We start from the raw sequence: 15,650 nt of genomic DNA on the forward strand, positions 1-15,650 counted from the left end.
TCCGGCATCGATGCGTCGCTGCCCGAACGGGATGCGAAGGACTGACACGCGATCGGGATAGCGAGGAGTCAGTCGACGATCTCGGCGACCCGACGAGGCTCACCGGAGAGTGCCGGATCGGACTCGACGATCTGTAACACCTCGTGGTCGGTCACGTCCGGATAGGACTTCTGGGTCGCGTCCTCGATCAGGGACTTCTCCAGGCGGAACTCCGTCCCCTCAAAGACAACGTCGACACCCTGCTCGTCGAACGAGAGAACAGTCATGGACAGCGGTACGGGCGGCACGGATAAAAGCGTAGCTTCTCGACCCCACAAGACGGTTACTCCCGGCGCCGCAGCGGTAGCCGTGGCGAAGACTGTCGATCTCTCGGTGTCGACACGGGGCCGGCAGTCTCTCGTCGCCGGGGCCATCACCGAGTGGGTCACGCTCCCGCTGCTGGCCGCGGTGTTCCAGGCCGGGCTCCCGGTAGTGCCGAGTCTCGTCGTCGGGGGATGGCTCGCGCTCGTCGTCCTGTGGGTTCGCCGTCTGGATGGTTCGGCCGAGGGATCGACCTGGGACGTGATCCCGGGCTGGCGGTACGACGGCCGGTTCGCCGGTGCCGGTGGACTCGTCCGTGATGAACAGGAGGAGGCGCTCGGGCAAAACGACGACGAGTGACGGCCGCGTCAGCCACGCGTCAGACGCCCGTCGTGCGCACCCTGAGGCTTTAATACGAGCGCAACCGCTTGTTGGCACGTGCCACTCGGTTCTGCCCCGCTCTCGGAACTCTCGATCCCCGACGGGACGACCGTCGAGGAACACGACCTGGTGACAGACGGTGATGTCATCGTCGGCGGGCAGAGCACGATCGAGTTCGGCGTCCGCGGTCGGTCGGTCATCGCCGACGAGCGCGTCCGCTTTGGCGGTCACATCGAGGCCGAGGGCGACTGCCGGCTGGACATGTGGTGTGATGTCGCCGAGAACGTCCTGGTCGGCGAGGACGCCTACATCGGCGAACGCGTCCACATCGGCGGCCAGTTGCGCGTCGCCGGCGACCTCGACATCGGCGACGATGTCGACATCGAGGAGGGGTTCGAGGCCAACGGCTGGATCGTCATTCGCAACCCGATGCCGACGATCGTCTTCCTGTTCGTCTACCTCTCGCAACTGCTGCGGATCGGCGAGGACGAAGCCGCACGGGAACTGGTCGACGAGATGACCGGCGACGGCGGGGACGACCACGAGCCGGTGTTGATCCCCCGAGGCGCGACCGTCTCGGACGACACTTGGCAGGTCTCGACGCCGGCGACCGTCGGCGACGACTGTCGACTCCACGGCAACATCCGTGCGGAGTCCCTGGAGGTGGGCCGTGACACGACCGTCTTCGGGAGTCTCCGCGCCCGCGAGGCGATCACGGTCGGGCGCGGAACGGAGATCAAAGGCGACGTGACCACCCGGAACGGCGACCTCCGGATCGGCCCCGGTGTGAAGGTGTGGGGCGATATCTCGGCGGACACTGTCCACCTCCACGAGAACGCCACCGTCGACGGGACGATCCGTGCCCGCGGCGAGATGCGGATGCACACCGAGGCCGTGATCGAGCGCCCCGACGAGTCGGCCGCCGCGATGGCCGAGATGGCCGAGGAACTGGAAGAGGACGCGGAGTCGGCGACGACGGCCGACGCCGGCGACTCCTCGACCACCGACGAGGCGGCCGACGCCGAGACCGAAGCCACGGCCACCGAGGCCGACGAGCCGGCCGACGACCAGTCGACGGACGCCGACACGTCGGACGACACCGCGCCACCCGACGACGATACTGTGGAATCGTCCACCGACGAAGCCGACCCCGTCGAACAGCCCGAGCGGTCCTGAGCAGGCGCCGGAACCGAAACCCCCTTTTTCGCGACTGCGGTAGGCGGTGGCATGCTCTCGATCGCGCTTGCCGGCAAACCCAACGCCGGGAAGTCGACCTTCTACAAGGCGGCGACGATGGCCGACGTGGACGTGGGTAACTACCCGTTCACGACCATCGACGCCAACCGCGGGGTCAGTCACGTCCGGACCGACTGCCCCTGTCTCGACCGCGAGACGCGGTGTGGCGACGAACACTGTCACGACGGCAAACGCTACGTCCCGATCGAACTCATCGACGTGGCCGGCCTGGTCCCCGGCGCCCACGAGGGCCGGGGGCTGGGCAACCAGTTCCTCGACGAACTCACGAACGCCGATGTCATCCTCAACGTCGTCGACGCCTCCGGCGGGACCAACGAGGAGGGCGAACCCGTCGAGGTCGGGGAGCACGACCCCGTCGAGGACATCGACTTCGTCGAGCGGGAGATGGACCTGTGGCTCGCCAGCATCGTCGACCGGAACTGGGAGTCGGTCGAACGCGCCTCTCGCTCGCCCGATTTCGACCTCGACGAGGAACTGACGGACCTGCTCGCCGGCGTCGGCGCGACCGAACTCGACGTGGCCCGGAGCCTCCGGGAGATGGACTACCCCGAAGACCCGATCGCCTGGACCGACGACCACCGCGAGACGCTCGCCAGTGACATCCGCCGACGGACGAAACCGATCGCGGTCGTCGCCAACAAGGCCGATATCGCTCCGGAGGGCAACGTCGAACGCCTCCGGGAGGCCGCCGAAATCGTCGTCCCCGCGACCGCCGACGGGGAACTCGCGCTCAGGAAGGCGGCGAAGGCAGGCGCGATCGACTACGATCCGGGCGATCCCGACTTCGAGATCATCGGCGACGTGAGCGACCAGCAGCGGGAGGGGCTCGACCGGATTCGGGACGTAATGGGCCAGTGGGGCGGCACCGGCGTCCAGCAAGCGCTAGACACCGCGGTGTACGACCTGCTGGAGTACTTCACGGCTTATCCCGTCCAGAACGACACGAACTGGACCGACGGCCAGGGCAACATCCTTCCGGACGCCTTTCTGCTCCCCCAGGGATCGACGCCGAAGGACCTCGCGTACGCCGTCCACTCCGACATCGGCGACGGCTACATCCACGCGGTCGACGCCCGCAAGGAGATGCGGATCTCCGACAGCGAGGAACTCGGGGAGGGGTCGGTGATCAAGATCGTCAGCGACGCGAACTGAGTCAGGCAAGGGGCCGGAACCACACCGCCGCGACCAGGACCGCCAGAAAGAGATACGACCCCCGTATCAGCAACATCGTCGCCAGCGTCGAGTCCGCGCGGTGGGCGACGGCCGCGACGGCCCCGAAGACGACCGCGGCGCCGGCGGCAGTCGGCGGGATCCGGGGCACCACGGCCGCCAGCGCCACCACGCCGGCCATCGCACCGACGAGCAATCCGACGGCGAGACGCCGTGCTCGCTGGGGACCCAGCATCACGGCAACCGTCCGCTTGTCGATGCTACTGTCGTAGTCGTGGTCGTCCTCGTCGTCGACGATCTTGATTCCAGTGAGAAGCACCAAGAACACCGCCGCCAGACCGAGCACACGCGGTGAGAACGCCGTCGCCTGGGCGTAGTACCCGCCGAGCAGCGCCAGCGTGATCCCGGTGGGGTACCCCATCGTCGCGCCGATCGGGTGCATGTCCAGTTGTGGCGCGTGCGTGTAGCCGACGACCCAGGTCGGGGCCGTGACGAGTGCGGCCAGCGGGCCGGCGAGGAGCCAGAGCCCGGCAGTACAGGCAGCGAAGCCGACGCCCGCGCCCACGAGTGCGCCCCGACAGGCGCCGCTTGTCAGGGGGTGGTCGTCGTCCTCGCCGCGCAGATAGAAGTCGACGTAGCCGTCCTTGACGTGGGCGGTGTAGACGGCGAAAAACATCGCGCCGGCGTGGAGCGCGGCCACGCGGAGGTCGACGCCGCCGGCCAGGAGCGCGCCGAACAGCGAGGTGGCAAGCGGCGGGAGCATAAACACCGGATGGACCTGGGACAGCAGCGCTCGCCCCGCCGCCGAAAATCCCGTGTCGTGTCGGGAGATTGCCATACGTCTACAACGGAGCGGGACGGCAAAAAGTCTCGTGCGGCGCCTATCGCCAGTTGTCCCGGGTCAACACGAACGGCGAGATGTGTGAGGCGAGCTGTCGGGCGCCGTTCTCCGTCGAGGCGTGGAGTTCGCCGGCGACGGGGCCGGCCTCCCCGCCGACGCCCTCGGTCTCGGACACCGGATCGGTCCCCGTTGGGTAGGGCCGGCGGGAACGGACGCGGTTGCGGAGCCGCTGGACCGTCTCGGTCGTGAGTTCGTTGTCGAGATGCTGAAGATCGTACCGGACGATGTAGCCACGCTCGCCGACCCGGATCGCCAGAACCGGCTGTCCCCTGTCGGCACACCGCTGCCAGATCTCCCGTTGTTCGCCCGGCGTGTCGTAGATCGGCACGTTCGATGGCGCGAGATGTTCCATCGACCCGCAGTACGGCCCGAACCGGTATCCACCCTTCGCCTTGAGTCAGCGGAGTGTCGTGTAGCTCAGGCCCACGATGGCGACGAACTGGAGCGAGCGCAACACCAGCACGGCCTCCTGGACGTGTGGGTCGCCGGCGTAGAAGCTCTGCATCGAGAAGAAGAAGTAGACCGCCATCGCGTTCTCGGCGAGCATCGCCACAGCGAACGCGAGGAGTCCGGCGACGAGACCGGTTCGAAAGGTCGCGTAGTTGCGCGCCCAGACCCCGACCAGCGGGAGCAAGAGCACGACGTTGATCCCCGCCAGGACCACCGCTGCGGTGATGAGCGGACCCATCGCCATCAGGCGGTCACCCCCGAGTCCTCGGAGGCCGGCGGTGTCGCTCCCGTGGGTTCCCGGCGTGTCCTGTCTCCGATCATGAGTCCATCTGCTCGACGATCTCGTCGAACGTGTCGCGGTACTTGTCGAACCGATCGGTCAGGAAGTACAGTTTCGCGTACTCCTCGTCGCCGGACTCGACGACGCCGTGGTCTTCGAGTTGGTCCATGTGGTGGCGGATCGTCTTGTACCCCACGTCGAGTTCGTTGGCCAGTTCGTTCGCGTTCATCGGTCGATCGGAGAGGGCGTCGATGATGCGCGCTCGGTTGGCTCCGCCACGCGTCGCCGTCAGCAGATACCAGAGCGCCTTCTCCATCCCTCTTTCTTGGGCGGTTGTGTTCGCGCCCCGATAATAACACTGTCTCTCTCGGGCCGGCCCACGCTCGGGCGGCCCGTCGCGTACGTATGACACACCCGGTTCGTTCGGACTGACTCGGCCGACGGATATAACCGTTGTTCGAACTCCGTTCCGAGACTCCCCCAAATTCGTGACCGCCGGGGCGACCGATGTATAGTTCGCTAGGTGATACATTTTTATTCGGTGACGGCATACCTGACCGCCAATGGACGGGGCCGGCGGCGAGCTACAGGGACTGATCGACGGAGCGGCGACAGTCCTGCTTCTGGTCCCGTCGTCTGGCCCCGAGAACGAGGCCTGTATCGACCTCCTGATCGGTGACGAACCCGAGGAGACGAACGTCCTCAGCGTGACCGTCGACGCGACCCCGGACGAACGGCTCTCGGTGTGGCAACAGCACCTCGACGACCGGCGGCCACGACAGGCGACGATCGTCGACGGCAGTACCGCCGGGGCGAGCGGGTCCCAGGCCGCCGGGACCGACGCCTTCCCCGAGATCGACCTCCAGTCGCTCTCCGACGACGCCGAACTCGTCGATCTGGTGGCGACCGTCGCCCGGACGCTCGGACGCTGGGAGGCGACTGCGGACTCGGTGGTCCTCTGCCTGCACTCGGTGACCGGACTGTTACAGACGTTCGCCCGCGACGACGTGATCTCGACGGTGAACACGCTCAACGAGAACTGTGATCGAACGTCTGCGCTCGCCCACCACCACATGGATCCGACCGCCCACAGCGAGGAAACCGTCGAACTGTTCCGTCCGTTGTACGACCGGGTTCTGGAGTACGACCCCGAGACGGGCTGGACGGTACTCGGTGCGGACCGGTCCAGTGACGAACCGTCGTTCAGGGAGTCGACGGCCCCCCCGGGTGGCGTCGGGAAGTGGGACCCCGAACGGCCCGAGACGGTTCCGATCCCGTACTCGTTCGACCAGGCGCTTGACCTCATCTCCGTCCCGCGGCGGCGGACGCTCCTCTATCACCTCAAGGACCGGACCGACGAGGAGATTCCGCTCGACGACATCGTCGATCAGGTCGTCGCTCGCGAGCGGTCGATCCCCGTGCGGGAGTGCCCGGAGTCGCGCGAGTCGGTCATGGTGTCGCTGACACACACTCACCTCCCGCAGCTCGCCGATCTCGGAATCCTCACGTACGACAGCGAGGCGAGGATCGTCCACTACCACGGGAATCCCGCTCTGGAGTCGTTCGTCCGCTACATCGAGACGCTGGAACTCGGGTAGCTACCGGACGGCCGCGGTGGCCTCGCCCATGATCTCGATGGCTTCTTCCAGCGTCTCCAGGTCCGTCGCGTAGGAGATCCGCGCGTAGCCCTCGCCGCCCTCGCCGAAGGCCGACCCCGGCACGACGACGACCCCGCGGTCGATGACCTCGTCGACCCAGCCCGCCGGGACCTCCGGCATCGCGTAGAACGCGCCTTTGGGCGTCGGGCACTCGAGGCCCATCTCGGCGAGTCCGTCGAGCAGGACGTTCCGGCGCTGCTCGAAGGCGGCCCGCATCTCCGCGACGGGCTCTTGGGGGCCGGTCAGGGCCGCCTCGGCGGCGTACTGGGCCGGAGCCGAGGCACAGGCCTGGGCGTACTGGTGGACCCGCAGCATCCGCTCGATCCGGTCGCTGGCCCCGGTGACCCAGCCCAGTCGCCACCCCGTCATCGAGTAGGCCTTCGAGCAGGCGTTGACGACGACGACGTTGCCCGAGTCGGTGAACTCCGCGGGCGAGCGGTGCTCGCCCTCGAACACCTGGTGTTCGTACACCTCGTCGGAGACACAGAGCACGTCGTGGTCCTCGGCGATGCGGGCGAACTCGCGCATATCGTCGGGCGACTGAACCGCCCCAGTCGGGTTCGCCGGGGAGTTGACGACGAAGGCCGCTGTGTCCTCGGTGATCGCGTCCTCGACGGTTTCGGGGGCGAGCGTGAGGTCCTCGCGTAGACCGACCGGCTTCGGGGTCCCGCCCGCGAGGTTCGTCAGCGCGTCGTAGGAGACGAAGCCGGGGTCGGGGAAGATCACTTCCTGGCCCGCGTCGACGTGGGCTTCGAGGGCGATATGCAGCGCCTCGCTCCCGCCGGAGGTGGCGATCACGTCCGCGGGGTCGACATCAAGGTCGTTGTCCCGGGCGTGTTTCGCGGCGATGGCCTCGCGCAGTTCCTCGGTCCCTTTGTTGGAGGTGTAGGCGTCTGCCTTCCCGGCACGGATCGCGTCGACCGCCGCCTCGCGGGCGTGGTCCGGCGTCGGGAAGTCGGGCTGGCCGAGGCCGAGGTTGATCGCGTCCTCGCCGGCGGCCTCGAACACTTCGCGGATCCCCGAGATCGAAACCGCTTCGACGCGGCGTGAGAATTCCGTCATACTCGTCTCAGTGGCGCCCGGCCCGATAATTCTTCCCGATTGTGTCGTCCCGGCAGTGGCTACACCGCCCTCGGTACCGTGTCACGCTTTCACTCGCCGTCGAAGACATCGGTGTTGTCCTCGGCGAGTTCACTCGCTTCGATGTGCGAGTACATCTGACTCGTCGTCGACGGGTCGGCGTGGCGAAGCGTCCGCTGGGCGGCCGCAGCGCCGCGCTCGCGGTAGAGCTTCTCCCCGACGCCGCGCCGGGCGCCGTGGAGGGTCAGATACTCCCCGTCGGCCACGTCGAGTCCGGGGATGTCGGCTTCCGTACTCCACCGCTTCAGGAGCGATCTGGCCCCCGAGGTCGTCAGCGACGGCGGTTCGATCCCGTTGTCGAGGAGGAACGTCCAGGGATCGTCCGCCGGCCGGTCGTAGCCCGCTGCCTCGATCGTCTCGTACAGCGTCGGCGTGTGTCGCGAAGGGAAGACGGGCCAGTCGTCATCGGGCGGCGAGAGAAGCCGTTTGAGCCGGCCGAGCGGCCGGGACGCCTGTTCGGGAAGCGGCGTCGGTTCGATCTCCTGGTTCTTCCCGAGGACGGTGATCGTCCCGGCCGCGAGGTCGACATCGCCCCACGTGATCCCCGTCCGGCGAGGGTCGTGGCGGTCCGCGAGGATCTCGGCGCCGCGGACGCCGGTGTACGCCAGGACTGCGCCGAGCGCCCTGTCCCGGACGGGGTCGACGGCGTCGAGTCCCTCGCTATCGACGGCTTCCCGGGCGCGCTCGTCGAGGTACGTCAGCAGGGCCTGCCGTTGCTCGGGCTGCCAGAACTGCCGCTCCGCCTCGTTCCCCGAGGGTCTGGGCGGCAACTGGTCTTTCGCGCGGCCCTTGTCCGCGGGGTTCTCGGGGATGTACTCCCACTTTGTCGCCCACGAGAGGAACGCGGAGATCTGGCTGTAGTAGGTCCAGGCCGAGGAGGCGGCGATCCCGTCGTCGCCGTCCGCCTGCCCGGCCCGCACGCGGCGGGTGAGGTGGTCGGCGTAGCGCGCCATCGTCTGGACCTCGACATCGTCGAGCGTGTGGACATCGCGGTCGCGACACCAGTCGATCCACTTCCCCACGACCCGTTCGAGGTTGGCGGCGTAGTTCGGGCTCTTCCCGTCGACGAACTCGTCGAGCGCGTCCGGGAGCGGCCGGGTCCCGCCGGAGTTGCCGGTCGGCATATGATCGGGTGAGAAGAGTGGGGCGTGACTCCTAAATCCACCGCACGGGACACCGTGCGCGGCGTCACTCCTCGACTGTCGTTCGGAGGTCGCTGATCGCGCTCTCCAGTTGCCGCAGCGTCGCGTCCGCGTCGGCGTAGCCGTTCTCGTACTCCTCGTAGGCCGCGTCCGCGGCCGCCAGGAACTCGGTCACTGCCGTCTCGGTTTCGGTGGGCTCCTCGCTCATACCTGCCCCGACGGCCGGGACGCTGAAAAAGCGTTCACTCCGCGACCGTCGACGCCGGTCCCCGGGAACGTCGACCGCCGGGCCGACGAACGCACGTCGGGACACCGGGTGCGTCACGGCTTTGTGTCCCCGTCTCCGAGAACGGCCGTATGACTACGGCAGGCACCCCCACGTTCGACGACCGGGCCGTCGTCCTCGACGGGACGCTCGTGGTCGCAGACCTCCACGTCGGCCGGGGAACCGGCGGGTCGCTGGAACTCCCCGTCGGCTCGAACACGGAGCTGGTCGAGCGGTTCACGTCGCTGGTCGATCGGCACGACCCCGAGCGCGTCGTCGTCGCCGGGGACCTGTTGCACTCGTTTCAGACCGTCCCGCGGCCCGTCGACGACACCGTCGCCGGGTTCGAACGGGCGTGTCGCGAGGCCGGCGCTCGCCTGGTCGTCGTCCCCGGGAACCACGACACGATGCTGGATGCCGTCTGGGACGGGCCGACCGAAGCCGCCGCCCGCATCGGCGACACCGTCGTCTGCCACGGTCACGAGGAGCCGCCGGAACAGGGCGACCGATACGTGATCGGCCACGACCATCCGACCATCGAGATCGAGGGCCAGCGCCGGCCGTGTTATCTGGTCGGAGCCGACCAGTACCGCGGCAGCGAGGTCCTGATGGTCCCGTCGTTCAACGCGCTCAACGCCGGCGTCGTCGTCAACGAGATGCGCGCCGGCGACTTCCAGTCCCCGCTGGTGACCGACACCGACGAACTGGAGCCGATCGTCTGGGACGAGCAGGGCCGTGAAACGCTCTCCTTCCCGCCGCTGGGGGAGTTCCGGCGGATGCTGTAACGGTAGGTATTTGGGGAACGGCGGTGGACAGCCGAACATGGTTCAGACTGGTGCTGCACTCGCGCTCATCGCGATTACGCTGCTCGCGCTGCTGGCACTGTACTTCGCGACGATCAAGTACGTCTCGGAAGTGTTGACACCCGAGGAGGAACACGACCACGAGGGAAACACGAATAGCGGCGGTCCGGTCGCGTAGGCCGCCGCACAGACTGCTTTCTGCGTGACGCTGTTCGGGGCGACAGCGGCGGGCCTCGTCGGGACAGCCCTGGGTTCGGGACCCCCGGCTCACTCAGTGAGCAGGTCGGCAGCGACGCGCCCGCTCTCTAAGGCCCCCTGGATCGACGACCACCGGGTGTAGTCGCCGGCCAGGACCACCGGTCCGTCGGGTGCGTCGGGGTCGGGCAGACCGGCACGGAACCCGGGCGGCTGTGCGAACTGCGCCAGCGGCACCCGGTCGGTCCGCAGCAGTTCCAGGTCGTCGAAGCTCGCTGCTGGGTACCACGAGCCAAGTGCCTCGCGGACTGCCGTCGCCAGCGTCGCGTCGTCGTCCTCGGGCGTGCCGAGGAACGTCGCGCTGTACAGTTCCATCCCCTCGGGCGCGTACTCGGGGGCGACCGCGGACATCGGCGCGACGGTGTTTGGCCGCTCGTCGGCGGCGTTGAGGACGATCCGTTTGCCCATGTCCGGCGCCCGGTTCGTCGGGAGCGCGAAGTACTGGGTGACACAGCCCAGGATGTCCGTCGTGATCCCGGCCACGTCGGTCAGGTCGGCGGCCGTCGCCGGGTCGGTGGCGACGACGACCCCCGCCGGGGAGAGCGTCTCAGACCCCACTTCGACGGTCGCCGCGTCGCCCTCGCCGGCGACCGCGGTGACCGTCCGGTCGGTCTCGATCGTCGCGCCGGCGGCCCGCGCTCGGTCGGCCAACTGCTCGGGCATCGCCTCCATTCCCGCTGCCGGCACGAATATCTCGCCCTCGCTCAGCATCTTGTAGGTGTACTCGAAGATCGCGCTGTCGGTCCCGAGCGAACGGTCCAGCGTGATCCCGCCGTAGAAGGGCGCCGCGAAGCGCTCGACGAACCGCTGTGAGAACCCACGGTCGGCGAGGTAGTCACTGATCGGCTTCCCGCCGCCACGGAGGATCGCCTCGGGGTCCCGACCCGCCAACTCGCGCTGGAGGGTGAACAGCCGGAGTTTGTCCGCGAGGCGCACGTCACGGTTGAACGCCGTCTCGACGGCCGCGGTCGGTACGCGCAGCGGGTCCGACAGCACCGACCGATGGTTCGGCCGCGCGATGGTCGCCCCCGGCGTGAACGGACGGGGCGAGAGCGCCTCCACGTCGAGTTCCCGCTTGACCGCGGGGTACGCCGAGAACAGCACCTGAAAGCCCCGGTCGAACGTGTACCCGTCCTCGTGGGCGGTGCGGACGCGCCCGCCGACCTGCTCGCTGTCCTCGAACACCGTCACGTCCCGTCCGGCTTCGGCGAGGTGGCGCGCGGCGACCAGGCCGGCCAGTCCCCCGCCGGCGACGACGACATCTGTCATTGTCGGTCGTTGTGCTGCCCCGACCAAGAGCGTGCTGGAGTGTGACCGACAGTATTTGTGGCTCCCGGTCACAGTGACGACCATGGAGACGACAGCGACGTTCCGTGGCCTCGCCTGCACCGTGTGTGGCACGACGGCCGACGCCGACGCGACACGCTGCCCCGACTGTGGTGGGACCCTCGCCGGCGACTACGACTACCCCGAACTGACGCCGGCCGACCTCCCGGATCGGCGAGCACAGGCCGGAGCCGTGCTCCCGTTCGAGGCGGACACGCTGGTCAGCATCGACGAGGGCGGGACGCCGCTGGTCGCGGTACCCACGCTGGCCGAGGAACTGGGCGTCGAGGCCGTCTACGTCAAAGACGAGGGCCGGAACACGACGGGGTCGCTGACCGACCGCAAGCTCTCGGTGGCCGTCACCGCCGCCCGCCAGTCCGACGCCGACGCGGTCGCGGCCCCGTCGACCGGCAACGGCGCACAGGCCGCCGCTGCCTACGCCGCCCGCGCCGACCTCGACTCGAAGGGGTACGTCCCGTCGCGGTGTCCGTTCCTCAACAAGGCGATGGTCAACGTCCACGGCGGCGACATGCGGGTCGTCGAGGGCCGCTACGACGACGCCGTCGCTGCCTTCGACGAAGCCCACGGCGACCGCTACAGCGTCGCGCCCGGCCACCCGTTCCGCGTCGAGGGCGCCAAGCCCGTCGCCGTCGAGACGGTCGCACAACTGGACTGGACCGCACCCGACGCCGTCGTCCACCCGACCGGCCACGGCGAGAGCCTCGTCGGTCTCGAACGCGGGTTCGGCGCCGCCGCGGCGACCGGCCTCGTCGACCGCGAGCCGGAACTGTACGCCGTCGAGCCCGACGGCTGTGCGCCCCTGACGGACGCGTGGGTCGAGGGGAGCGAGACGCCCGCCGCCGTCGACCACCCGGACACTATCGTCGGGCCGCTGGAGGTCCCCGACCCCGCTGCCGGGACCGCCGCGCTCGCCGCCGTCGAGTCTTCCGGTGGCGGGGCGGCGGCAGTCGAGGACAAAGCGGTGCTCCAGGGCGCCGTCGACGGCTGCGAACTCGGCCCCGAGGTCGGTGCCACCGGCGGGACCGCCGTCGCCGGCGCACGGGAACTGGCACACAGGGGCGCCTTCGCAGACGACGACGTGGTCGTCCTCGTCAACCCGATCGCGGGGAGCAAGGAGGCCGATCTGCTGCGGAGTCACCTGATGAGTCAGGGCATCTGAGTCGGCGAGTCAGGACGCGACGTGCTGTTTCGCCATCGTGTAGGCCTCGCGGACACGCTTGAACTCGTCCTCGTCGCCGCCGTGGTCGGGGTGGACTTCCTTGACTCGCTGCCGGTAGGCCGACTTGACCTCGGCAGGGGTCGCGCCGTAGTCCAGTCCCAGTTCCTCGAAGGCACGCACGGTCGGATCACCCGACTCCTCGGGGTCGGGGCCGAGCGTCACTTCGGGCACCTCGAACGGGAGACGAGTCCCGAGGTGGATACCGGGCATCTCGTGTTCGACCAGCACCGGATAGGTCGGTGACCGTTCGATCCGGTAGTACGCCCGGGCGTCGAACGTGATCGCCACGTCCCGCTTCGGGAGGTAGAAGGCGACGTGCTGGCCCTCGACGAAGTGGTTCTCCGCGAACTGCTCGTCGATCGCCGTCAGGTACTCCCGGAGCTCCGAGCGGCGCCGTTCCTCGCCACCGTCGCTCATCCGGCGGGCCTGCTGTTCGGCGGGAAAGAGGCGACTCGCCGTGAGAAACAGGCCAGCGACGAGGACGCTCCCGGCCGCACCGAGCCCCAGACCGAGGACGAGCCAGTTCGGGAGCGTACCCAGTTGTGACTGCACGACTCCGCGTTAGACGTGAACGCTAAAGAAATTCTCGCTCCGTCGTCTAGCCGATGTAGCGCAGGTCCTCGTCGGACGGAGACGGAGCGTTTTGCTGTTCCATCTCCTGGATCTTTCGGACGACCTCCTCCATCTCGTCGGCCCGCTCCTCCAGGGTCGCGAAGTCGACTTCGAAGCCGACGACGGTCTGGAGCACTTCGAGTACCGCCTGCGCGCTCTTGGGGTCGACCAGATAGCCGGAGGTCTCGCCCATCAGACACGCAGCGGGGAACCCACGGCGCTTGCCCAGCCCCAGGAGGAGTCCGGAGACGCCGACGATCCCGCCCGCTGGTTCGTCGTCGCGGAACTCGACGCCGGCGTCGGTGAGCGTCTCTGCGAACTCGTCGGTCGTCGTCGCCCCCAACACGTCGTACTCCTCGATGAGTTCGCCCGTCGGGACGCCCCCGAGCGCGAACACTTCCTCGACGCCGAACTCGTCGGCGACATCGAGGAACGTGTCGGTCAGCCCGTAGTGGCCCTCGGTGTCCTGTGCCTGGTGGTTCCCCGAGAGGACGAGCATGTCCCGGCCGTCTTCGGGCGTGACGGCGTAGAACTCCGCGGCGGCCAGTTCGGCACGCCCCTCGTCGATGCTGACCTGCGGCGGGAAGTGCGTAGAGTAGACCTTCCGCACGAGCTCGCTTTCGAGTTCCTCCAGCAGGTGCTCTGCGGCGAGTTTGCCCACGTGGCCGACACCGGGGAGCCCCTCGACCAGCACGGGGTCCGTCAGGTCGGGGTCGGCGACGGTCTCGACATCGTATTCGTCCATACCGCCTATTCTCGGCGGCGCCGCTTAAGAGAACGTCGATACGGACCATGCGGGTCCGACGGATCGAACGGCGCCGGAGCGCTGTTGACCGCCTCGGCCCCGCAGTCGGGACAGGTGTCACCGAACGTGTACACCGGGCGGTCGTGTTCGCGCTCCCAGGCCGAACAGACGTGGATATCCGATTTCACGCCTACTCGTCGTCTTCGTGGCGCTCACGGTGGAACAGCGCGGTTCCGCCGTGGTCCTCGACGACGTGGCTGGCACGGGCCGCGCTGTCTTCGAGCGCGCCCTCGGCGGTCTTGTAGTCGGGCGCTTGCACCTGGATACGGTACTCCGGTGACCCGACGTAGGTGACTTCGAGTTCGATCTCGTCGGGCACTTCGCCGTTGCCCTCGGCGGCCTGCAGTGCCTCCTTGATGATGTCGACGCCGTCGTGATCCGGCACTTCCAGGTCGACGTAGCCGGTGACGTTGACGTAGGGCACCGAGACGTTGTCGCGAGCGGTGCCGACGATAGCCTCGACCTCCTCGTCGGCCAGGTCCGTCGCTTCGAGCGCCTCCTCGCCGTGGATGGCGGCGGCCTCGAAGCCGTCGTACAGCGAGCCGAACTCCGCGAGCAGGGCGTTGGCGACGGCGCTGTAGCGCTCGTCGTCGATGTCCTCGCCGAAGGCCAGTTCCATCCAGTTGTCGGCCTTCTGCTCGTTTTTCCACTCCTGGATCTTCTCCTTGCGCTGGTGGTCGTTCACGTCCTTGATCGAGAGGTCGATCTGCTGGGCGCTCTCGTCGACATCAAGCACTTTGGCGACGACGGTTTGGCCCTCGTTGACGTGATCGCGGACGTTCTTGATCCAGCCGCTGGCGACCTCGGAGATGTGACAGAGGCCGCGCTTGCCCTCGTACTCTTCGAGGTCGACGAACACGCCGAAGTCCTCGATCTCGTCGACCTTGCCGACGACGAGTTCGCTCGGTTCGGGCCAGCCGCTGTACTTCATCCTATCGTGCCTCGACGACGGCGGTCACTTCACCTTCGATGTCGGCCTTCCCGCCGGTCGGGTGGGCCAGCGTGTGGCCACAGACGGCACAGGAGACCTCGGAGGCCGCCTTCTCGAAGATGGTCTGTTCGTTCTCGCAGTCCGGACAGGCGACGGTGACGAAACTTCCTGCCATGGTTACTCCTGGAACTCCAGTCGGCCGGCACGCCATCCCTCGCGGAGGTGGGCGTTGCCACAGTCCGAACAGATGTACTTGAGGTCGGTCTTCTTCGTGGGCTTGTCCCCACCGGGGACCTTCGAGAACTTACCTTTGTTCCCGATACCGGTCCCACGCCGCTTGCGCTGGCGGTCGTTGACCTTCTTCATCCCCGACGAGCGACCGGAGCGGACCTTCTCGACCTCGTGCTCGTTGTGTGCGTGACAATGCGGACAGTACGTGTTGAAGCGTCGCGGCATCTCCATAGATATCGACCTTACAGACCGGTTCGATATGCCCGCTTAAAACCCCGACGGTTCGAGCTTCCCCGTCCCGGATCGGGGAGCCATCACGTGGTCTATTCCCGCTTTCCGCTGCACAGGGCAGCCGCTCAGGTGTGTTAGAGAGACGGGGTAGGTCGGGCAGCGGTGACCCACGTTTTGACACGTGGGCTGAAAGGTGCTGTCGGACCGTGCCGTCCACGTGGTGCTCTCGCCTCCCCACGTAAAGCCCCTCCGATCGGCCCGGCGCCCGTGCC

22 protein-coding genes are annotated in these 15,650 nt (G+C 68.0%); 7 read left to right on the top strand and 15 right to left on the bottom strand.

Going from position 1 to position 15,650, the window contains the following annotated elements:
* Positions 1 to 68: 68 nt before the first annotated feature.
* Positions 69 to 266 (bottom strand): DUF5800 family protein, encoded by a 198-nt coding sequence (locus P1L40_RS03135; protein ID WP_284009854.1) that lies wholly within the window; start codon positions 264 to 266, stop codon positions 69 to 71.
* A gap of 82 nt (positions 267 to 348) precedes the next feature.
* On the opposite strand from P1L40_RS03135, the gene P1L40_RS03140 reads away from it, so the two are divergent.
* From P1L40_RS03140 to P1L40_RS03150, 3 genes are all read left to right on the top strand, one after another.
* Positions 349 to 660 carry a hypothetical protein gene (locus P1L40_RS03140; protein WP_284009855.1) on the top strand — a complete coding sequence of 104 codons (312 nt, stop codon included), beginning with the start codon at positions 349 to 351 and terminating at the stop codon, positions 658 to 660.
* Positions 661 to 738: 78 nt separating this feature from the next.
* Positions 739 to 1,857: a polymer-forming cytoskeletal protein gene (locus P1L40_RS03145; protein WP_284009856.1), complete on the top strand. Its 1,119-nt coding sequence runs from the start codon at positions 739 to 741 to the stop codon at positions 1,855 to 1,857.
* Positions 1,858 to 1,908: 51 nt separating this feature from the next.
* Positions 1,909 to 3,090: a redox-regulated ATPase YchF gene (locus P1L40_RS03150; protein WP_284009857.1), complete on the top strand. Its 1,182-nt coding sequence runs from the start codon at positions 1,909 to 1,911 to the stop codon at positions 3,088 to 3,090.
* 1 nt (position 3,091) lies between these two features.
* Here P1L40_RS03150 and P1L40_RS03155 read toward each other — a convergent pair whose 3' ends face one another.
* The 4 genes from P1L40_RS03155 to P1L40_RS03170 form a co-directional block, all read right to left on the bottom strand.
* Positions 3,092 to 3,946 carry a UbiA family prenyltransferase gene (locus P1L40_RS03155; protein ID WP_284009858.1) on the bottom strand — a complete coding sequence of 285 codons (855 nt, stop codon included), beginning with the start codon at positions 3,944 to 3,946 and terminating at the stop codon, positions 3,092 to 3,094.
* A gap of 43 nt (positions 3,947 to 3,989) precedes the next feature.
* Positions 3,990 to 4,361 (bottom strand): hypothetical protein, encoded by a 372-nt coding sequence (locus tag P1L40_RS03160; RefSeq protein ID WP_284009859.1) that lies wholly within the window; start codon positions 4,359 to 4,361, stop codon positions 3,990 to 3,992.
* Between the two features lie 45 nt (positions 4,362 to 4,406).
* Positions 4,407 to 4,703, bottom strand: coding sequence for a DUF8036 family membrane protein (locus P1L40_RS03165; RefSeq protein WP_284009860.1), 297 nt, complete (start codon positions 4,701 to 4,703; stop codon positions 4,407 to 4,409).
* Between the two features lie 73 nt (positions 4,704 to 4,776).
* Entirely contained in the window at positions 4,777 to 5,055 is a 279-nt protein-coding gene (locus P1L40_RS03170) for an ArsR/SmtB family transcription factor (protein WP_284009861.1), read from the bottom strand.
* A 247-nt stretch (positions 5,056 to 5,302) separates the two neighbouring features.
* On the opposite strand from P1L40_RS03170, the gene P1L40_RS03175 reads away from it, so the two are divergent.
* Positions 5,303 to 6,337, top strand: coding sequence for a DUF7504 family protein (locus P1L40_RS03175; RefSeq protein WP_284009862.1), 1,035 nt, complete (start codon positions 5,303 to 5,305; stop codon positions 6,335 to 6,337).
* On the opposite strand, the gene P1L40_RS03180 is transcribed toward P1L40_RS03175, so the two are convergent.
* The 3 genes from P1L40_RS03180 to P1L40_RS03190 form a co-directional block, all read right to left on the bottom strand.
* Entirely contained in the window at positions 6,338 to 7,459 is a 1,122-nt protein-coding gene (locus P1L40_RS03180) for a pyridoxal phosphate-dependent aminotransferase (RefSeq protein ID WP_284009863.1), read from the bottom strand.
* A gap of 89 nt (positions 7,460 to 7,548) precedes the next feature.
* A complete protein-coding gene (locus P1L40_RS03185; RefSeq protein WP_284009864.1) occupies positions 7,549 to 8,661 on the bottom strand; it encodes a tyrosine-type recombinase/integrase in 1,113 nt (370 codons plus the stop codon).
* Between the two features lie 64 nt (positions 8,662 to 8,725).
* Positions 8,726 to 8,887: a hypothetical protein gene (locus tag P1L40_RS03190; RefSeq protein ID WP_284009865.1), complete on the bottom strand. Its 162-nt coding sequence runs from the start codon at positions 8,885 to 8,887 to the stop codon at positions 8,726 to 8,728.
* A 149-nt stretch (positions 8,888 to 9,036) separates the two neighbouring features.
* Here P1L40_RS03190 and P1L40_RS03195 point away from each other — a divergent pair, with 149 nt between their 5' ends.
* Both P1L40_RS03195 and P1L40_RS03200 read left to right on the top strand, forming a co-directional pair.
* Positions 9,037 to 9,729 (top strand): metallophosphoesterase, encoded by a 693-nt coding sequence (locus P1L40_RS03195; RefSeq protein WP_284009866.1) that lies wholly within the window; start codon positions 9,037 to 9,039, stop codon positions 9,727 to 9,729.
* A 37-nt stretch (positions 9,730 to 9,766) separates the two neighbouring features.
* Entirely contained in the window at positions 9,767 to 9,925 is a 159-nt protein-coding gene (locus P1L40_RS03200) for a hypothetical protein (protein WP_284009867.1), read from the top strand.
* Between the two features lie 89 nt (positions 9,926 to 10,014).
* Here P1L40_RS03200 and P1L40_RS03205 read toward each other — a convergent pair whose 3' ends face one another.
* A complete protein-coding gene (locus P1L40_RS03205; protein ID WP_284009868.1) occupies positions 10,015 to 11,271 on the bottom strand; it encodes an NAD(P)/FAD-dependent oxidoreductase in 1,257 nt (418 codons plus the stop codon).
* Positions 11,272 to 11,353: 82 nt separating this feature from the next.
* Here P1L40_RS03205 and P1L40_RS03210 point away from each other — a divergent pair, with 82 nt between their 5' ends.
* A complete protein-coding gene (locus P1L40_RS03210; RefSeq protein WP_284009869.1) occupies positions 11,354 to 12,508 on the top strand; it encodes a threonine synthase in 1,155 nt (384 codons plus the stop codon).
* 9 nt (positions 12,509 to 12,517) lie between these two features.
* On the opposite strand, the gene P1L40_RS03215 is transcribed toward P1L40_RS03210, so the two are convergent.
* From P1L40_RS03215 to P1L40_RS03240, 6 genes are read right to left on the bottom strand one after another with little or no spacing between them, the layout of a single operon-like run.
* Positions 12,518 to 13,120: a J domain-containing protein gene (locus P1L40_RS03215; RefSeq protein WP_284009870.1), complete on the bottom strand. Its 603-nt coding sequence runs from the start codon at positions 13,118 to 13,120 to the stop codon at positions 12,518 to 12,520.
* Between the two features lie 46 nt (positions 13,121 to 13,166).
* Entirely contained in the window at positions 13,167 to 13,925 is a 759-nt protein-coding gene (locus P1L40_RS03220) for a proteasome assembly chaperone family protein (RefSeq protein WP_284009871.1), read from the bottom strand.
* A gap of 5 nt (positions 13,926 to 13,930) precedes the next feature.
* A complete protein-coding gene (locus P1L40_RS03225; RefSeq protein ID WP_284009872.1) occupies positions 13,931 to 14,113 on the bottom strand; it encodes an RNA-protein complex protein Nop10 in 183 nt (60 codons plus the stop codon).
* Between the two features lie 2 nt (positions 14,114 to 14,115).
* Entirely contained in the window at positions 14,116 to 14,916 is an 801-nt protein-coding gene (locus P1L40_RS03230; protein WP_284009873.1) for a translation initiation factor IF-2 subunit alpha, read from the bottom strand.
* A 1-nt stretch (position 14,917) separates the two neighbouring features.
* Positions 14,918 to 15,091, bottom strand: coding sequence for a 30S ribosomal protein S27e (locus P1L40_RS03235; RefSeq protein WP_284009874.1), 174 nt, complete (start codon positions 15,089 to 15,091; stop codon positions 14,918 to 14,920).
* 2 nt (positions 15,092 to 15,093) lie between these two features.
* Entirely contained in the window at positions 15,094 to 15,378 is a 285-nt protein-coding gene (locus P1L40_RS03240) for a 50S ribosomal protein L44e (protein ID WP_284009875.1), read from the bottom strand.
* Positions 15,379 to 15,650 lie beyond the last annotated feature (272 nt).

The organism is Haloarcula pelagica, from assembly GCF_030127105.1.
GTDB classification, from domain to species: Archaea; Halobacteriota; Halobacteria; order Halobacteriales; family Haloarculaceae; genus Haloarcula; species Haloarcula pelagica.